Below are 16,997 nucleotides of genomic sequence, written 5' to 3' on the forward strand. Positions count from 1 at the left end.
GCGGTGATATTATTAGAAAACCATTAGAATTTTTAGGTTATTCAAGCCCCTTCGGATAGGCAAGTTTAAGTTCAACTGAAAACACAGTTCCTACATGGAGAGTTGAACTAACCGATACGGTACCCTGATGCATCTCAATAATCCGCTGAACAATTGAGAGACCGATGCCATGTCCCTCTTTTGAAGGCGTACCCGCCACACGGTAAAACAAATCAAAGATATGCGGGATATCCTTGCTGTCTATTCCGATACCATGATCTATTACCTGCACCTTCGCTACGGTTTTATTTCTGGAGAGCAATACCTGGGCATGCCGATCGGCACTATATTTACAGGCATTCTCGATCAGATTAGCAAAGGCCACTTTCAAGAGGTAGGCATTTGCAGAAACCCAAATTTCTTCTTCGTCGATTGCTGCATCTGCATCAAAAGAGATACTCACCCGATATTCTTTATTTTTCTCTAAGACGACTAATTTCGCTTCAAGCAGTATTTCGTCCAGTCTGATTTCTTCAAAATTTACCTGCGAACTATCGTAGTTTGCCCGGGCAAAATCCAGCAAGGCTGTCGAAAGTACCGTAGCCTCTTTCGCATCGAGCAATGCCCTATCAATAGAGGCACAATACTCATCCACATTGGTATTCAGCTGCTGCGCCAACTCCAGTTCGGCGATCATAGCTGCCAAAGGTGTTCTAAACTCGTGTGAAATAATGGATACAAAATGGCGCTGGTTGTTGAAAGATTTTTCCAACCGATTGAACGTATTGTTGAATGTTTCGATAAGTTCTGAGAGTTCGTCTTTCGCATTACTATAGCTGACACGCGTGCTCAAGTTGTGTTCGGACACATCCTTGATCTGATGTATAATGTAATTGATTGGCTTAAGAATATAACGTGCAAATAGAAATGAAGAGAAAAAAATAAAAAACAGGGCAACAACATAGATCGTTATCAAAATATTTTTTAGCCGTTCCATATGTGCAAAGCCCGTTAGATCGTACGCATGTCCGATCAAGAAAAAAGGCTTGCCCTCAAACTGATAGTTCAAGCCCATATACAATTCTTTACCTTTTTCCCAAGTTAAAAAACTAGACCTTTTGATCGACTCTAATCTAACATCTGGATATGTCGGTTCGCCTATATCCGAAAAAACCACCCTATTCTGCTGGTCGAAAACAGTAATCTGCGCTTCGTTGATTAGTTTTTTGTTTTGTTCGTGAATTTTTCTGATCTGATTTTCCTGTACTTTAGCATCAAAAATAATTTCTGCGCGCCATATGATCTTATAGCGCAGCCGGTCCACAAATTCTTCCTTTCTATTTAGTTCAGAAAAGAAATAAACCGCATACGCGAATAGAAACAAGATGATAGCCGACGAGAACGTAAATACCAAGGAGGTTCTATTGACAATCTTCATTCTTTATTGGATAAAACAAATCCATGTCCGGATTTCGTATGGATCAATTTTGGTGAAAAATCGCGGTCTATTTTTTTACGTAAATAATTGATATATACGTCAATATAATTCGTTCCAGTATCAAAGTTTTTGCTCCAGACATTACGTGCTATCTCATCCTTACTGAGCATGGTTTCCTTATGCTTCAAAAAGAAGTGGAGGAGATCAAACTCTTTGGGAGTCAACTTGATAAGTTGTCCCTGACTATGAACCTGCTTACTCCGGAGATCAATACTGATACGATCATAGGTCAGCATACCTTGAATCTCTTCTTCACTGATTTCCCTGTGCCGCTTGAGCAAGACAGCGATACGTGCAAAAAGTTCACGTATTTCAAAAGGTTTCACCATATAATCATCGGCTCCCGCGTCAAAACCAGATATTTTTTCATCGATACTGCCCAATGCCGTGAGCATGATGATCGGAATTCTGGGGTAAGCCGCACGCATCTGTTTACTGAGCTCTATGCCATTCATTCTTGGTAACATGATGTCTATGATAAGTAAATCATAGTCAACAGATTTGGCTTCTTTGATCGCTGATTCCGCATCACCAAAAACATTGACCAGGTAGCCCTGACTTGCCAATCCTTTCTTCACACTTGAAGCAACACGTACATTGTCTTCCACGACCATAATCTTCACCATTCTAGCGCTCTTGTATGTATCTAATCAATTATTGCTGGACAAAGTTAGTGATTTTTTAAAATGACAGGACAATTCGGTTTCAACTCATTAAAGATAACAGCAGTATAATCAAAAATGCAATCCCCTCTTCATATCGCGCACCCGCCATGAGCTTTAGACAACGGTCAGTAAAACTCGGTAAATTTATCGCTATTGCTAAAATGGCATGGTTACCACTCGCGAATTATATTGACCTTTTTTAATCTCAAATAAAACTGCATACCCACCAGCCCCATCGCCGTTTACAGTACTGATGTATAAAATATCATTTGAGTCATCATAGTAGCATGTTGCAAACTCGTTGTTTACATTAAATAGGTTTTCAATTTCCTTCGCTGGGATCTGGATAAATCTTCCCTTTATAGTAGCTTGAATAGAGGTGTAATGGCTTGTAGGGATTTCGCCATCTGTTCCCCAGACCTGCTGCCCTCTAAATTTATCTACAACGGCATAGCCATCATATTGAGTCGATGAAAAATCACCTTTATTTTTTTCATAATCGAAACGATCTGAATTTATTTGCACGATTATATCTTTTGTCATAAATTTTCCTGTGCCTTCATCAGAAAATACAGTAGGGATCTGCTTATAGGATTCGATATATTTAATTCTCGAATTGTGTACATATCCAGTGATGCTCTTGTTATGGTTGTCGGTATAATCAACAATTACCCAATCGCCAAACGTTTCATCAGTAAATGCATAAACAATTTCATCAGCAGCAATTTTTGAAACAATCGCACTATTAACTGTAGCTTGTTTCCTCACATTTACATAGCCTTCTTTGTCAATGATTTTTGCAAATTGAGCCGAGGCTAATTGGCATACTGTGAGAAAAAGTAGTACTAAAAGATATTTGTGATTCATTTGGTATAAGTTATTTATTACTGATAATATTCCTTTATTTCAAGCGAATCTTTGTTTTTGTAAGAACGACTGTATAATTTCCACTAATAAAAATAGTCATCGTAACGAATATTATTTTTAGTATATTGACTGTTATCATATGTTCCGTCCTCATTAAAGGTTTCATAGATCGAGGGACTTTGTTTCTTTTTCTCATTTCCATTGGCATAAAATTCAGTAAAGGTGCCTGTCACCATGTTAGCGATATGAGCTATCTGACCATCTTCATAGTATACTTTTGAGACGCTAAACCACAATGCTTATTTTTATTCAAAGCCCCCCTCCTTTCAAGCTTTTGTTCAGTACCAGGATAATCTTCTCTATAATATGCTTTAACAATATCACGTTCACCTTCGATAAGTAAAACGTCACCCGCATATACTGTAAACTTTTTTGCTATTGATTTTTCAATTGTATGCTTGGTTCTTTCATCTCCCTTCACTACAGTAACCGTTCCGTGAATAAAGCTATACTTTATCGAAATATCTGCGTTTTGATTGTCATATTTAAAAACATAAATCCCATCTTTGAGTACGACGCTTTTCTTCGTAGCCTGATCAACAACGCTCACGTTACGGAAAAATAATTGATCCAAATTTCCATTTTAACATTTAGTGTATTGGTTAGCTGGCGAAGGCTGAACGGCATTATTCACGTTCGAGGATTACTTGGATATAACCGTCTTTCTGCTGATAGCTGACGTCATCGAGCTTTAGTTGCTCAATTGTTGTCCCACCACAATTCTGATTTCTTGTCGTATTAATTGTGAATGGAAAAGATTTTATGGTCGACAGAAATTTATATTGTATAAATCCCTCAGTCCACCCCACTTTAGGAAGTATAACGCGATCGTCGTTTCGTATCTCATACTCAACGAGTTTGTTTTCACGATTTCCTAGTTCTTGGCGAAATTCGAAGTTATCTTTATGCAGTTGGCCAGTTGTAATTAAGTTCTTTCCTTCAAGATTGACAAACTCAAAAACGACGAGCTCGGGAGGTGTGAAACAATCTTTTTTTTTACATGCCACCATCGTTAGATATAAAAATGCGACTATCATGTATTTATGCATCATGTTCATAAAATAATCTTAAAATCGGTAATTTGGTGAAAATCTATAATAACATACAACTATGTGACTAAAATTATGCCAGAAAGAGTCTATACTTTTAGAGTTGTAGCATTAGATAGTAAGGGTCTGCTATGATGTTATGCTATTCAGTAATTCACCTTTAAAAAAGTAGACTTTTGTTAAATTCACTTTAGTAAGTATTTTAGTATAAAGGTAAAATAAATGATAATTTTAATAGATTTGACATAAAGGTTAATTACCATGAAGAATAGTACAAAGATCACAAATGCAAGCATAGAGTCCGCGGGTTTACCAAAGGATGCTAAGCAAGCCATTGCTGAATATATATGGAATGGATTTGATGCTAAGGCTACAGCAGTATCCATTGCTATTAGGAGTAATGAACTTGGCTACATCGAACACATTAGCATCAGTGATAATGGAGAAGGGATAGCACCGGATACATTGGACTATTCATTTGGCAACTTTCTGGATTCACTCAAGAAAGCGCAACCCAAACGTACTTCCTATACACGGGGCAAAAAGGGAAAAGGGCGATTCTCATTTTCCCTTTTTGCCACCCGTGCCACTTGGCATACTGTGGTGGCGCAGCGTCAGGGTCTGATAGCGTACACATTAACCATAAACAGAGATACTAAAGAAACATACGATAGCTCTGAATCGCTCCCATCCCAGTCGGAGCATACAGGAACTACTGTTTTACTCGATGGAATATTTGGCCTAAATGCTATGACATTCGAGTCGGAAGATTTTAAGGATTTTCTGGCACAGGAATTTGGCTGGTTCTTGTATCTAAATAAGGAGATGGGCTACAATATCACCATAAATGGTAATCCGATCGCCTATCAGCAGCTGATTCAGGAGACTGATGAAACCTCAGTCACGATATATAGTCCCCAAGAGAATTCGTTCGTATTTAAGATTAATTATATCCGATGGAAATATTCTATTGGGGACCGTTACTATTATTATTTCCTGAACAGTCATAAAGTGGAGGTAACCAAACTGCTGAGTAGTTTTAATAATAATGCTATTGAATTTCACCATTCGGTTTATGTAGAGTCTGCTTTTTTTGACAGTTTTGAAATGTCAGATATGACGCTATCTACTGAAGGAAACTTATTCAGCGAGAAAGAACAACAAGTAGTATATCGCAAGCTCTTAGCCGAATTACGTGATATGCTGGAAAGGAAACAGAAGAAATATGTCCGCGAAAAAGCGGTGGATATCAAATTAGAAGAACTCACACAGAAGAATCTTTTACCCCACTACGGGCATGCTGATTCTGATAGCGATCGTAAGGCCAAGTTACTCCAGCTGGTGCAGGAGCTCTACATTGCTAATCCACGTGCTTTTGTCGGTATCAAAGCTGATTTAATTAGGACATACTTAGGCTTCTTGGATCTCTTGCTACAAACAGATCGTAAAGCAGAGATATTACCCATCATTGAGCAGGCAATCCCCCTATCGGATAAAGAACGGGAAAGGATAGGAATGATATTACGGTAACAACATGAATAGATTGCAGTAAACTTCTCATCTTCTTCCAGTATGACTTGTCAAGAACCCATCAAAATTTATAGTAAGATGTTCTATCTTTATCCTCAACTGATCGCAATAATCGTTGTCGGTCTCTTTACATCACAGTCTATTGCCCAAGAAAAGCTAAAAGTCAATTATAAATACCTAACCTATCTCCCTAAAAATTACCATACAGATACGTCCACACATCCATTGGTTATCTATCTTCACGGAGGATCTCAAAAGGGCAATGATCTTGAAAAATTGAAGATCTATGGCTTACCGTATTTAGTAGATCAAGGAAAGGAATTTGATTTTGTAATGGTTGCACCACAATGTCCGGAGGGTAGATATTGGTCTACGGAAAATTGGTTCGACTCGCTTTACAATGAAATAACCTCAAACTACCGCATCGACAAGCGTCGCGTTTATGTGACTGGAATAAGTATGGGTGGATATGGAACCTACGCTGCAGCACTGGATCATCCCGAAAAAATTGCGGCAATTGTCCCATTGTGTGGAGGAGTAAATGATAGCGATACTACTCGCATTTGCACGCTCAGAGACATCCCCATCCTGACCTATCACGGAACGGCGGATGACCAAATCTCCATATATGAAACAGAAAGGATAGTCAAATCTCTAGAGGAGTGCAATGGTGAAATTATTTTCCACCGTCTTACAGGAAAAGGTCACAGCATCCAGTACCTCTATGAAACTGAGCCCTGGATTTATGAATGGTTGTTGATGCACCGCAAGGCGATAAATAACGAATAACTTTACATCCACGCTATTATGCTATATTCCAATCTTTATTTAAAATTATCTCGGGATTGCTTTTAACGGCTTCATCGGTTAGATTTTTCACTATAAAAACGTTACCGATTAGGCGAAAACGATAAGTCTTTGCTATCGTTTGGATATATACTGAAGCAGTATATCCCTTGTAATATGAATGTTTTACGTTAATAGCGACTATATCTTTAAAAAAAATAGTAGTATGCTGAAATAGATAAAAAAAGCACACAGTACCCTCTTTTATTATATAAGATGGCATAAATTTCTCATAAAACGGAGCCATATTATTGACCTTTAACAGATTTTCCATATCTGTTTCTGACAGCGAATTAATTGACTGCGGATAATTATTAATCATTTTTTTTACAAAAAAAATGACTGGAGTAACAATCATTAAGGCAAAGCCAAAAAGAACCAATGTATAGATATAGCTGTCGCTTATCCTTGCATTATAACGATCGTCACCCAAAATTGCTTTTCCATAAGACATCGTTTCCATCATTGTTCCGACGAAAAAAACAACCGGAAGTATAAGCGTTACCGACAGCATAATGCCAATAATGATTCGACTTCGCCGTAGTAAGCCATCTGTAAAAAACTCTTTCCCTGTTTTGCTTTAATGTTCATAAACTTGCTTTAGTAGCCCCGCATGTCCAAAAAGATTTGTATACAAGTTATACTGCATATCCGATTCCAATACACTCATTTAAACTTACCTAAAGTTTTATCTGCCTAATCCACCGTTTAATAATCGACAACTAGCATTTGTGATTTGTTTTAAAAATTCAATTACCATAAGAAAATATTGCTAATGTCAGTAAGGCGGCTTTAGCCACACTACCAGGGAACTCGGGGGCTACATCTAGTTACTTGATAGAAATCTTTAAATGTTGACTAGATGAATACATTCTTTGCAAGTTCGAAGAGGTGTGCTTCCGATTCGTAAAAGTGCATCATGTACCCCGCTGTGTTGGGAAAAAGGATAAGATCTCCAATTTCCGGATATTTCTGCAGCTTAATTTGTCGTTTGAGAATCAACTCTTGTTCGAGACAATAACTCCCGACAAGATATGCATAACAGGGCTCATCTGAATCATCGACTTGCTGTTTGGGTAGATGCAGAGGATCCAATAAAAAGTCGGCACTCGAACTACGCAACTGTGTACGGTTCATTTCCAACCCCACAAGCAGACGACCCTCGCTATCTTTCTTGCGAAAGGCCACCTTTGCCAACGTACAACCTACTTGATCCAACAATGAACGGCCAGGTTCCATGCGTAATTCCAGCCTCCGATCTGTAAAGAGTCGGTGTATTGGGAGCCCATAGATGTTGGAATGGGCTGTAAGAATATGCTCTAATAATTTTTCCTTATGGATATCATTGAAATATGGATATACAGTAGGTTCGCCATAAAGCTTATCCTCGATCTTGACCATACCTAAGGCATCATTCTGGTAAGTAAGTTCAGGTCGATTGCCGAGTACGGCTTCACGTAATGCTGTATGAAAGGATAACCATTCTTGGTGCGATTTAAGATAATTCATCAGGATACCTCCGCCAATATCGAGCGATCGCGTGTGTATTCCTAAGTCATACAATGCATCAATCACCTGTACTGACTGTTCAATGGCAGCGATACGTTCGTCAATTGAATAGCCATTAAGATGAAAATGCAGTCCGTTGTATTTGAGGTGAGGATAGATTTCTGCCAAACCTTCAATGCGTTCTGCAACGCTATCGATAGCAAAGCCAAAACGTGTTGGTAATCGTTGGCCATTGACATGAAATCCTCCTACACGTATGTTAATTAGCAAGGTTTTTCCAAACATTGCGGCAACATCCTGTGCTAATTCCAACTCATCTTCGTTATCCAGTACAACGGTGACATTATGCTTTAATGCCAATTCAAAGAGCTGTCGATTTTTGACTGCAGCAGTCAGCACGAGTTGCTCACTGGCTATTCCTGCGTCAAGGCATTGCTGCAGTTCCCTAAAGCTTGCGGTATCCACACCTTGGCCGGCATCCGCCACGGCTTGAGCAAGTTGCAGGCATTTATTTGCTTTACGGGCGAAGAATATCTTGTGAATGACATTATACTTATTTAGTACAGTCTGGTAAGCATGTATATTTTCATTTAGAGGCTTAAAGTGATGTATATTGACTGGTGATCCGTATTGTTCAATTCGTTCAAAAAGTTCTTTCGGCTCTTTGGTAAGATGATTTACCCAAGGATGCAGAATGGGTGTTAAGGGAAAAAATGCTGTGTTCATGCTGTATTTCTATAGTGTTCGGATTGTATCGTCTACCCAATAACAGGAGGTATCGTTTTTTGTTCGTGACAAGCTGTCGTTGTCGAAGAATACGCCTTCGGTATTCGCGCCATAGCAGTAAATGGGTACCCTGGCTAAGGTATTGCACTTGCCGCGCTTGTCCATGGACAAAGTACCGGGAAAATAAGCTTCATTTTGATGGGGACAAATTAGCCCCTGGCTCAAAAGTGTATCATATAAAGCAGCATTATGCTGATGTAAGGAGGGTCTGCCTATGCGTGCATCGATTAAGGTATTAAAAGATGTAGCTTTCCCATTTTCGTCACAAACGACGAAAACACTCCCCACTTCTTGCCATCGAATGGTCGGCTTTTTTAACGGCACGAAACGGATGATACCCGCTCTTGCCAAGGCTAATATTTTTTCCATATTGGCAATTGGTGGACCATAGCTTACGCGGTTGAAAGCACCGAAATAATACTGATCCAACTGCTGCTGCGAATTGCCGGTAAACCCTACGGAAGAATATAATTCAGCAATAGATGGACATATCTCAGACCAGACCGAAGCAGCCGCCATTAATGGGCTATTCTGTTCACCTCGTTGCGCCTCCTCAATATTCTCCTCAATATAACGCAATATTTCTTCTTCACTCGTTAAGTTGGGTTTTAAAAGCTTGTGCAATGTAAAACGGTGTTGTAAAGGAATCGCATTGATTAAACTTTGTAGAGGTTCGAGGCCGTTCTCGTTGAATTGGACAGCATAATAACGGAGTTGGATTTCCTGCTCGATTATTGGGAGGACATCTTTCTCAAAATCAATTTTCGTTGGCTGTTGCATCCATAATTTAAACTTCGAAGCGTTCAATAAATGTAGAGGACGTTTTTCTTGATACTGTGGACCACGACAAAGTATAGGCAGGGAAGTTCTTGAAAAGGAATAGATCAATGGTTCCTTTCCTGAAGGACAATATTCTCCGTTATCAAAGGTGCCGCCCCTCCCTTCAGTAAGGGCCAATGCAATGTCGATGAAAGTAAGTCCCATGCCGGTAATACCTACTTTGGAATCCGAAGCGATATCGTCATATTTTGACACTGGATACGGACTTCTGATATAACTTACCGCTGGAACCTCAGATTCATTGATTAGCGGCGTGTTATTGTAACAATGTCCTGTAGCGAGCAATATACTTGCAACATCCCAACTACCCGTGTTGGTTTCAATCCTTGCCTTAGAATTCTGTTCCGCTATTGCCACAACGGGTTCTGCGATAAGCTGAAGTTGGACATTTGCGGGGAGCTGCCGCATCGTCTCCTTAGTTACCCACTGCAAATAATAGCCCACCAAAGCTCTCGAAGCAAAGTCAGTTGGCTGGACATCTGTATCTATGCATTTCACCTTACTGAGCCACTCCATAAAATTTTGTTGATCTTCTTTCTGACTATACTTATCATGAAAAGCATTCAAATGGCCAATACAGTAATTAATTAACAGGTAATCAGGTTGGTGTATGCTGTAGTTTGGGCCGCATCCAAATAGCTCATCGTTGTTGAACCATAGCACTTTATAGGATTTTGTAGCTCGGTCTATACGCACACGGTTAACGAAATGATTGAGGCCATACAAGCCCTTCGGCCCACCCCCAACAATGGCAATTGTATTATCCCCGTGTGGCTGCAATTTTTTTTGCTCTCGTTCTTGATAATAGGAATATAGGTCTTGTTGTGGATTAATGTGTTGCGTATTCCAAATCATACCAATACTTCTTTAAATGTTTGCTGTACCCATTCCTCATTGTATATGGTATCGAGATAGCGCTCGCCACTATCAGGGAAAAGTAGCACTACTGAAGAGTTTTTCGGGATCTGTTTTTTTAATTTATGGAGTGCGGCTACTAGCGCTCCAGAAGAACCACCGATGAGCATACCTTCGCGTTCGCGCAATAATTGACAACCTTTTACAGCTTCAAGATCTGAAACTAATGTATAATGATCGATCTGATGTTTTTGCAAAAATGCAGAGGGATGGCTTGCTCCCATTCCCGGAATATTTCTAGCGTTCGGCTTATTTTCAAAAAGAATGCTACCCACTGCGTCAACGGCAATCAACTTGGTGGAAGCGGTTGTTTTCTCAATCGCGTCTGCAATGCCACGGATCGTACCACATGTACTCGTGGCAACCAGCATATAGTCGGGAGCAGTATTGAGTTGACTGCTTACTTCATGAAATATACCTTCATGCGCAATATGCACATTTGGATTACCATACTGATTCGTCCAATAACTATTGGGAACTTTGTCCAAAAGCTCCTGGACTTTTTTTAGACGGTTGCCGAGGTAACCCTGATTTTCATCTCTCTCATTTACCTCGACGATATTTGCGCCGAAAGCATTCAAAAGTTTCCTCGCATGCTGGTTAATATGGGGGTCTACAACGATGTAAGAATCGAGGCCAAGCAGCTTACAGAGCCGCGCCAGTGCAATACCCATATTACCAGAAGAAGATTCAATAATAGTCGTTTCGTTATTGATATCACCTTTTCGAATGGCTTCAACTAAAATGTTTGTAGCCGACCTATCTTTTACACTACCACTCGGATTACCCATTTCCATCTTCGCATAGATTTGCATACCCAAGATGGAGCTGAGTGAACATAGCGATGTTAATTGCGTATTTCCTATTCCCCGTACCAAGGTAGTTATTCCCTTTACGTCACTTATTTGTAAGCCCATAATTTTATATCTTCAGTTTTACCCTTAATGGTGACCATACGCTCCAAAAAAAATGCCGCATGCGCTAGCAAACCAATATACAGGTAAGTATATTGTGCAAAGGGAGGTTTATACGGAGGGGACAGGTATTTGACACCTGTTCGTAAATCCACGATACAATACACCCATCTTTAATGGAATGGTTAGGAAAACTTCGCAAATGGTATAGATAGGGGGGAAGATTGCTTACGAACTAGCAGTACTTATTACAAAGAGCTTTCTGCTTCCTGAATAACTAAATATTGAATAAGGAATGGCGAATAATAGATCGTCTCTAACGAATACTAATCGTTCACTTCACGCAACTTTCTTGTTCTTACTTTTATTAGGAGAGAATTAAAATATGCTCAAAAGGCATACATTATGTAACAAAAAAAACTTAAAAAAATGAAAAAGTTAGTGATGAGTGTGATAGCCGTAGCTACGCTATCAACTGCAGCTTTCGCCAGCACAGATGCAAAAGCACCCAAAGAAAATGTCAACGTAAAAACAACTGCTTACAGGGCAGCCAAAACCAATGTAGATGCTAAAACCACCGCCAAAACAAAAGAAGACAATTCAAGGTTGATTAGATGTGTCTACGTATTAAACGTATACAATAGTAGTGGCGAAGTGGTAGCTACGCATACTTCAGAAACGTATGTAGAAAACTCATGTTCAGGATTCTTCGGAAATTGCAAAACGATGTATAGGCATATGCTAGCCAATGGCGAACTATAGTCTGAGAATTATTTCGTTCGGATTATAAGATTTTATCTAACCTTAGAATCCGTAATGGGATGTCAACTGGGGTGTGCCCCGGCAATGTAAATAAAAAATTACATCAGAAAGGGGCATCCCATCAGGACAGCCCCTTTTAAATTAAAAGCATACAATAATTTTGCATACTAACCTTCATGCAAACTATTACAGTATCTGTACTCCCAATAGCTTTAACCATCCAGTGCTGGTCATATCACCGTTCACCGCAAGCCGTATCCCAGGCTGATTATCATTTGTGGTATCTACGATAGCGACAGCCCAGGTATAGTTGCCCGTTGGAAGATCAACAATAGCTTTCAATTCGTAGGTCATCGGGTTATTTTTAAGCCAGGTCGAAGGTTCTCCTTGATCATCTACAAAAACTTTTTTCACCCTGTTTTCTTCATCCAGGAGTGCAAAAGCTACTTTATATTTATAATTCCACTGGGGAATATTATTAGGGAAATATCCCCAGCCCATATTTCGCCAGCGGTGGTTAATTGTCATTTCTGCCCCCGAATTGACTTTCTCCGGTAAGTAAACACGATCAGGATATAAACGATAGCCACCTTCAGAAATAAAACGCTGGCATAAGGTAAAAGATTTGGTGAACCAGCTTTCAATTTCACCGATCCGGAAATCCATCATGTTTACCGCAGCTTCCAAGGAACTGTCAAATTCGCCCTGCCGAACATCTTCGGGATGGTCTTGCCTATATTTACCGCTGGGATCAGTCCAATAACGGTGGGTACCTGTGGTTATCCAACCGCCCTCCATAATAACGGGACGTTTAAAATTCCACACCTTAGCAAAATTCTTCTCCCAGCTTTGGTAATAGTCGGTCATTCCAAAGGCATCTTGACGCAGACTGTAGCCTTTATTGATCATTTTATTCAATAACTTCTCCGAATTGGGGTTCGCAGCTCCACTACCCGACGGGTCACCAACCAGACGATGATAATTAATCAGTAAGGGTACTTTTGTAAAATTCTTGGAATACACATCAGATATCCAGTCAACAACTTCTTCTTTAATGACTTCAATATTTTGACCAGATGGCTTATTAGGATCTTCATAAATTACACTATGCCCTTCCCCCCACAAACCGAGTCCATAGGCATCGACAAAAGAGGTTTTATTTAAATCGTTAAAATCCTTCGCTAGTTCTTCAATCACCTTGCTATAATATTTCCTAAAAATAGGATCTTGCAGTACTGGTGTTTTTCTATCGGGAAAAGAAGGATTAGCCAAATAATACTTAGCGCCTGCATCGAAAACAAACTGCGGCGTATTTGCACCTTGGTCGCGACCGTCGACAACGATACGAAACGCGATGGGTAATCCTTTATCTTGTGCTCCTTTGATCATTTTGTAGATTGCTGTGCTAGGATCTCTCCAGGCATACACGCCATCTGCAGGATTAAAGGTTCGCCAGCTGGTACGGATATAACAGGCAGATGCATAATCAATCGCTTTGACCGTTTTACCCAAATCAGGCACATAAAATTGAGTATCCCAATAAGAAGGGTTTCCCGAAGCCGAAGCGTACATCACCCAACCGTTTAAGGGATTACGAAACATAGAGCTTCTGTTGTAACTGGGTTTCACCAAGGTTCCGTATATATCCTTTTCGATATCAGGATCATTTTTCTTGCATGAAAATGCTAGAAAGCAAAGCATAGCAATACATGCTTTGAGATAGGCTTTTTTATAGGTTATATTTTTCACTTTTAGAAATGTTGAGGTTAACTTGTATTTTTTACCGGATCTCTTATCGTTTTAGTGCCACAATAGTCATATTTCTTAAATCTAGGATCAACACATTTGTGGTGGCGGGAATGGTGAAATATGAATCGCGATTACCCTTTACCGTACCCCCTCCCATTTCGGTTACTTTTCCCAAAGTGAGAGACAAAGTTTGCGCGACGCCGTCGGACGTAGGCGGAGCACTAAATGCGTAAGCCAGATTTTTGTTGTTGTTGTTATCTCCGGTCACAATAAACTTAGTAGTACCAACTTTACCACCAGTATAGACCAAAATTTGCGGATCGGCCAAACTTACCTGACAATTCATTTTAACAGGCGTTCCCCAACCATTAATACTCCCATGCATCCATAAATCCGTCACGGTGGTCGTATAAGGTTGATCTCCTGTCCATATCACCGTTTTTGCGGAAAGTGCTTTCGCCGGCGAATAGATCGTAGCGGTAGCTTTCTGCATATTGACCACGACACGGTACTCACCAGCAGTTTCTATTTTCCAGGAGAATACTGTTTCTCTCATCTTTATCCCGACCGCATCACCATCGTTTATTGCTGCGCTCCCATCGGCAGTAACCACATAATTCGTCTCTCCATTAAATTCGACCGGAATTTCAAGTTCGCCCGGCTGCAAATTCAATACATAAGCATATTGATCTAAATTTTCCAATGTTTTTGGCAGCTCCACCTTAGTTCCGCCAACGGCGCTACCGCTCAAGAACACTTTATCGGCATCAAAAACAACCGTCTTGATTGGATTTACTGTAATTCTTGCCGTCCTCACCTCAGGTGCTTCAAAAGTACCGCCGCCCTCCCATTGAGCAACTACCCTAAACTCCAGCGTAAAGCTCTTGTTTGTTGGTATACCCCACTTTTCATTGGCCCAATTTTGCAATTGTTCGGAAGTAAAGCTTCTGCTAAATACATTGTCGTCTTCATAGTTAAATATGGCCGTACCCGTACCGAAATTGTTTCCCACCACATCCAACATAGTGCTGTAGCTGACCAAATGATCATCTGACTGCGCTCTTGCGGGTTTCCAATTGAATGCGACAATATCTTTGGTCAAATTGACCTCGTCAAGCGTAATAATCTCAGCAGAAGGCTGAAGTTCCATTGTCTCATTGACTTTGGGTATATCCTGTATTTCCTGTTTGCAGGATAACTGGCAAAGCACCATGCATAAGAGAAATAAGGTTTTGTATAAATAATTGATAATTTTCATTGATTTATATTTTTGCTAACATTCGGATAGAATCATGCGCTTAACTCGCGCAAATACTTTTTTCGTCAGATGGAAAGCTACCGAAAATACGATTAGGATTCGGACAGCCTCCCATAAACATTAATTATAACCCGGGTTCTGAGGGAATGGCGCTCCTGTATTAGCATCCCTAATCACCTGCGGAATTGGCCACAGGATATTGTTATCCGTTATTTTATCCTTTATCGCATTATTATATTTTTTAACACGCTCCACTAGGCTATTGGTACGCACCAAAGTAAACCGTCTGCTTTCTTCCCCGACTAATTCACGAATACGCTCATCGAGTAGGAAATCCATATTCATCTCAGCGCCCGTAATTTCAGATGCTCCCGCCCTTTTCCGGACCTCATTAACAGCTTGGGCAGCTTTATCAGGCATATTTTGCCCCAAATAGGATTCGGCAAGCAACAGATAGGTTTCAGCCAAACGAAATTTCATACGGTCTTTATAACTACCCGATAGACTTAGATTTTCTGGCCGTCCATAAAAGAATTTTGTAATTGCCGGAAATAAGCTTTTTGTCGTAAACCAAGTTTGCTCAGTAATATTGGCCTTTTTGCCATAAAGTGAGGTCTCGTTTGCGTTGTTATAATACCAGTTGCGTTTTATATTATGGCCTGAATTGCGGATATCATTTGCTTCAAAAATACCGGCCACGTTGCCTGTCGCATTAGTACCCGTGGTACCAACCCACCATTTCATCGGAACCAGTTGTGCGATACCACGACCGCCCAAGGTATCTGCTAAAACAAATCCTGTAATGGTCGAGTAATTTGGTATCCAAGCCCTACGGGTCCAGTCATCTGAGTTGGTTCCGCCACCGATTGTATTAAATTGAAATTGCAATACCCAGATACTTTCTTTATTACCACTTTTTCTATTTTGATTATTTTCCAAAAATAAATCGCTGAATACATCACCCGGTTTACCGCTATTCACCCCATATCTACTTTTCATAAGGTTATAATAACCACTATTGATAACGGCCAACGCTGCCTTTTCCGCTTCGGCATGATTGCCCTGTAACAGATATATTTCGCTTAACAAATGGCTTGCGGCCCATTTGGTCAGCTTACCTTCTTTAACACCGTCCGGATTCGTGGGCAGATTATCCACCGCAAACTTTAGGTCGTCTACCATGTGCCCGATCACTTCGGCTTTGGGTGTACGGGTAAAATTAAGCTGAAAGTCATACAGAATGGTTTCTACATAGGGTACATCACCATAAAGGTAAACCAAGGTACGATAAGCATAAGCCCGAAAGAAGCGAGCTTCGGCTTGGAAACGTGCTTTATCTTCCGGCGTATCCCAATTGGTGTTTTTTTCGGAATAAACCAGCATCAAGTTTGCAGAAGAAATAAGATTATATGCCCAATTCCAGTAAGTGCCCACAAACCGCTCTGACGCGGTAAGTGTGAGGTTAGCAAAAGCCATCAAAGAACCATCACTATTAATTGCGTCGGCGATATCTGTTGATACTTGTAAGGCTTCGTATGGACAGGCGCCATTGTGAATAAACGCCCCACCTTCACCATAGGTATTGTATTCTGAACGCGTGAGTGCGTATAAACCAGCACTTCCCACTTCGAAACCGTAGGTACTGGTATACGTATTGGATGGTGCCAGTTCAGTTTTGAGCTCTTCTTCCAGAAACTTCGTACAGCCTCCTAAGGTGAACACTATGATAAGCCCTAAACTTGTTGTGATAATATTTTTTATTTTCATGTC

The 16,997-nt window shown here is 40.2% G+C and carries 15 protein-coding genes; 3 read left to right on the forward strand and 12 right to left on the reverse strand.

Going from position 1 to position 16,997, the window contains the following annotated elements:
* Positions 1-37: 37 nt before the first annotated feature.
* From QE382_RS19245 to QE382_RS19265, 5 genes are all read right to left on the reverse strand, one after another.
* Positions 38-1,417 carry a sensor histidine kinase gene (locus tag QE382_RS19245; protein ID WP_307187340.1) on the reverse strand — a complete coding sequence of 460 codons (1,380 nt, stop codon included), beginning with the start codon at positions 1,415-1,417 and terminating at the stop codon, positions 38-40.
* Entirely contained in the window at positions 1,414-2,103 is a 690-nt protein-coding gene (locus tag QE382_RS19250) for a response regulator transcription factor (RefSeq protein WP_307187341.1), read from the reverse strand. The genes QE382_RS19245 and QE382_RS19250 overlap by 4 nt, the downstream gene beginning before the upstream one ends.
* A 195-nt stretch (positions 2,104-2,298) precedes the next feature.
* A complete protein-coding gene (locus QE382_RS19255) occupies positions 2,299-3,009 on the reverse strand; it encodes an SH3 domain-containing protein (RefSeq protein WP_307187342.1) in 711 nt (236 codons plus the stop codon).
* A 250-nt stretch (positions 3,010-3,259) separates the two neighbouring features.
* Complete coding sequence (locus tag QE382_RS19260; RefSeq protein ID WP_307187343.1) at positions 3,260-3,643, reverse strand: hypothetical protein; 384 nt, start codon at positions 3,641-3,643, stop codon at positions 3,260-3,262.
* 52 nt (positions 3,644-3,695) lie between these two features.
* On the reverse strand, positions 3,696-4,106 hold the full coding sequence (locus tag QE382_RS19265; RefSeq protein ID WP_307187344.1) for a hypothetical protein: 411 nt from the start codon (positions 4,104-4,106) through the stop codon (positions 3,696-3,698).
* A 273-nt stretch (positions 4,107-4,379) separates the two neighbouring features.
* On the opposite strand from QE382_RS19265, the gene QE382_RS19270 reads away from it, so the two are divergent.
* A complete protein-coding gene (locus QE382_RS19270; RefSeq protein ID WP_307187345.1) occupies positions 4,380-5,648 on the forward strand; it encodes an ATP-binding protein in 1,269 nt (422 codons plus the stop codon).
* 78 nt (positions 5,649-5,726) lie between these two features.
* A complete protein-coding gene (locus QE382_RS19275; protein ID WP_307187346.1) occupies positions 5,727-6,437 on the forward strand; it encodes a carboxylesterase family protein in 711 nt (236 codons plus the stop codon).
* A gap of 16 nt (positions 6,438-6,453) precedes the next feature.
* On the opposite strand, the gene QE382_RS19280 is transcribed toward QE382_RS19275, so the two are convergent.
* From QE382_RS19280 to sbnA, 4 genes are all read right to left on the reverse strand, one after another.
* The gene (locus QE382_RS19280) at positions 6,454-6,960 is read right to left on the reverse strand and encodes a hypothetical protein (RefSeq protein ID WP_307187347.1); all 507 of its coding nucleotides are present in this window, start codon (positions 6,958-6,960) and stop codon (positions 6,454-6,456) included.
* 392 nt (positions 6,961-7,352) lie between these two features.
* On the reverse strand, positions 7,353-8,729 hold the full coding sequence (locus tag QE382_RS19285; protein ID WP_307187348.1) for an alanine racemase: 1,377 nt from the start codon (positions 8,727-8,729) through the stop codon (positions 7,353-7,355).
* Between the two features lie 9 nt (positions 8,730-8,738).
* On the reverse strand, positions 8,739-10,484 hold the full coding sequence (locus QE382_RS19290) for an FAD/NAD(P)-binding protein (RefSeq protein WP_307187349.1): 1,746 nt from the start codon (positions 10,482-10,484) through the stop codon (positions 8,739-8,741).
* Positions 10,481-11,461 carry a 2,3-diaminopropionate biosynthesis protein SbnA gene (gene sbnA, locus QE382_RS19295; protein ID WP_307187350.1) on the reverse strand — a complete coding sequence of 327 codons (981 nt, stop codon included), beginning with the start codon at positions 11,459-11,461 and terminating at the stop codon, positions 10,481-10,483. Before sbnA ends, QE382_RS19290 begins: the two co-directional genes overlap by 4 nt.
* Positions 11,462-11,887: 426 nt before the next feature.
* Here sbnA and QE382_RS19300 point away from each other — a divergent pair, with 426 nt between their 5' ends.
* Positions 11,888-12,220 (forward strand): hypothetical protein, encoded by a 333-nt coding sequence (locus QE382_RS19300; RefSeq protein WP_294185804.1) that lies wholly within the window; start codon positions 11,888-11,890, stop codon positions 12,218-12,220.
* 186 nt (positions 12,221-12,406) lie between these two features.
* Here the strand turns inward: QE382_RS19300 and QE382_RS19305 are convergent, their stop codons facing one another.
* The 3 genes from QE382_RS19305 to QE382_RS19315 form a co-directional block, all read right to left on the reverse strand.
* Positions 12,407-13,969: a DUF4832 domain-containing protein gene (locus QE382_RS19305; RefSeq protein ID WP_307187351.1), complete on the reverse strand. Its 1,563-nt coding sequence runs from the start codon at positions 13,967-13,969 to the stop codon at positions 12,407-12,409.
* Positions 13,970-14,012: 43 nt separating this feature from the next.
* Positions 14,013-15,227, reverse strand: coding sequence for a SusE domain-containing protein (locus QE382_RS19310; protein WP_307187352.1), 1,215 nt, complete (start codon positions 15,225-15,227; stop codon positions 14,013-14,015).
* A gap of 120 nt (positions 15,228-15,347) precedes the next feature.
* Positions 15,348-16,994: a RagB/SusD family nutrient uptake outer membrane protein gene (locus QE382_RS19315; RefSeq protein ID WP_307187353.1), complete on the reverse strand. Its 1,647-nt coding sequence runs from the start codon at positions 16,992-16,994 to the stop codon at positions 15,348-15,350.
* Between the last annotated feature and the right edge of the window lie 3 nt (positions 16,995-16,997).

This window comes from Sphingobacterium zeae, assembly GCF_030818895.1.
Classification (GTDB): Bacteria; Bacteroidota; Bacteroidia; order Sphingobacteriales; family Sphingobacteriaceae; genus Sphingobacterium; species Sphingobacterium zeae.

Coding starts and splice junctions, on each gene's coding strand:
- QE382_RS19245 (WP_307187340.1), bottom strand. CDS start 1,417: ATGAAGATTGTCAATAGAACCTCCTTGGTATTTACGTTCTCGTCGGCT.
- QE382_RS19250 (WP_307187341.1), bottom strand. CDS start 2,103: ATGGTGAAGATTATGGTCGTGGAAGACAATGTACGTGTTGCTTCAAGT.
- QE382_RS19255 (WP_307187342.1), bottom strand. CDS start 3,009: ATGAATCACAAATATCTTTTAGTACTACTTTTTCTCACAGTATGCCAA.
- QE382_RS19265 (WP_307187344.1), bottom strand. CDS start 4,106: ATGATAGTCGCATTTTTATATCTAACGATGGTGGCATGTAAAAAAAAA.
- QE382_RS19270 (WP_307187345.1), top strand. CDS start 4,380: ATGAAGAATAGTACAAAGATCACAAATGCAAGCATAGAGTCCGCGGGT.
- QE382_RS19275 (WP_307187346.1), top strand. CDS start 5,727: ATGTTCTATCTTTATCCTCAACTGATCGCAATAATCGTTGTCGGTCTC.
- QE382_RS19280 (WP_307187347.1), bottom strand. CDS start 6,960: ATGATGGAAACGATGTCTTATGGAAAAGCAATTTTGGGTGACGATCGT.
- QE382_RS19285 (WP_307187348.1), bottom strand. CDS start 8,729: ATGAACACAGCATTTTTTCCCTTAACACCCATTCTGCATCCTTGGGTA.
- QE382_RS19290 (WP_307187349.1), bottom strand. CDS start 10,484: ATGATTTGGAATACGCAACACATTAATCCACAACAAGACCTATATTCC.
- sbnA (WP_307187350.1), bottom strand. CDS start 11,461: ATGGGCTTACAAATAAGTGACGTAAAGGGAATAACTACCTTGGTACGG.
- QE382_RS19300 (WP_294185804.1), top strand. CDS start 11,888: ATGAAAAAGTTAGTGATGAGTGTGATAGCCGTAGCTACGCTATCAACT.
- QE382_RS19310 (WP_307187352.1), bottom strand. CDS start 15,227: ATGAAAATTATCAATTATTTATACAAAACCTTATTTCTCTTATGCATG.
- QE382_RS19315 (WP_307187353.1), bottom strand. CDS start 16,994: ATGAAAATAAAAAATATTATCACAACAAGTTTAGGGCTTATCATAGTG.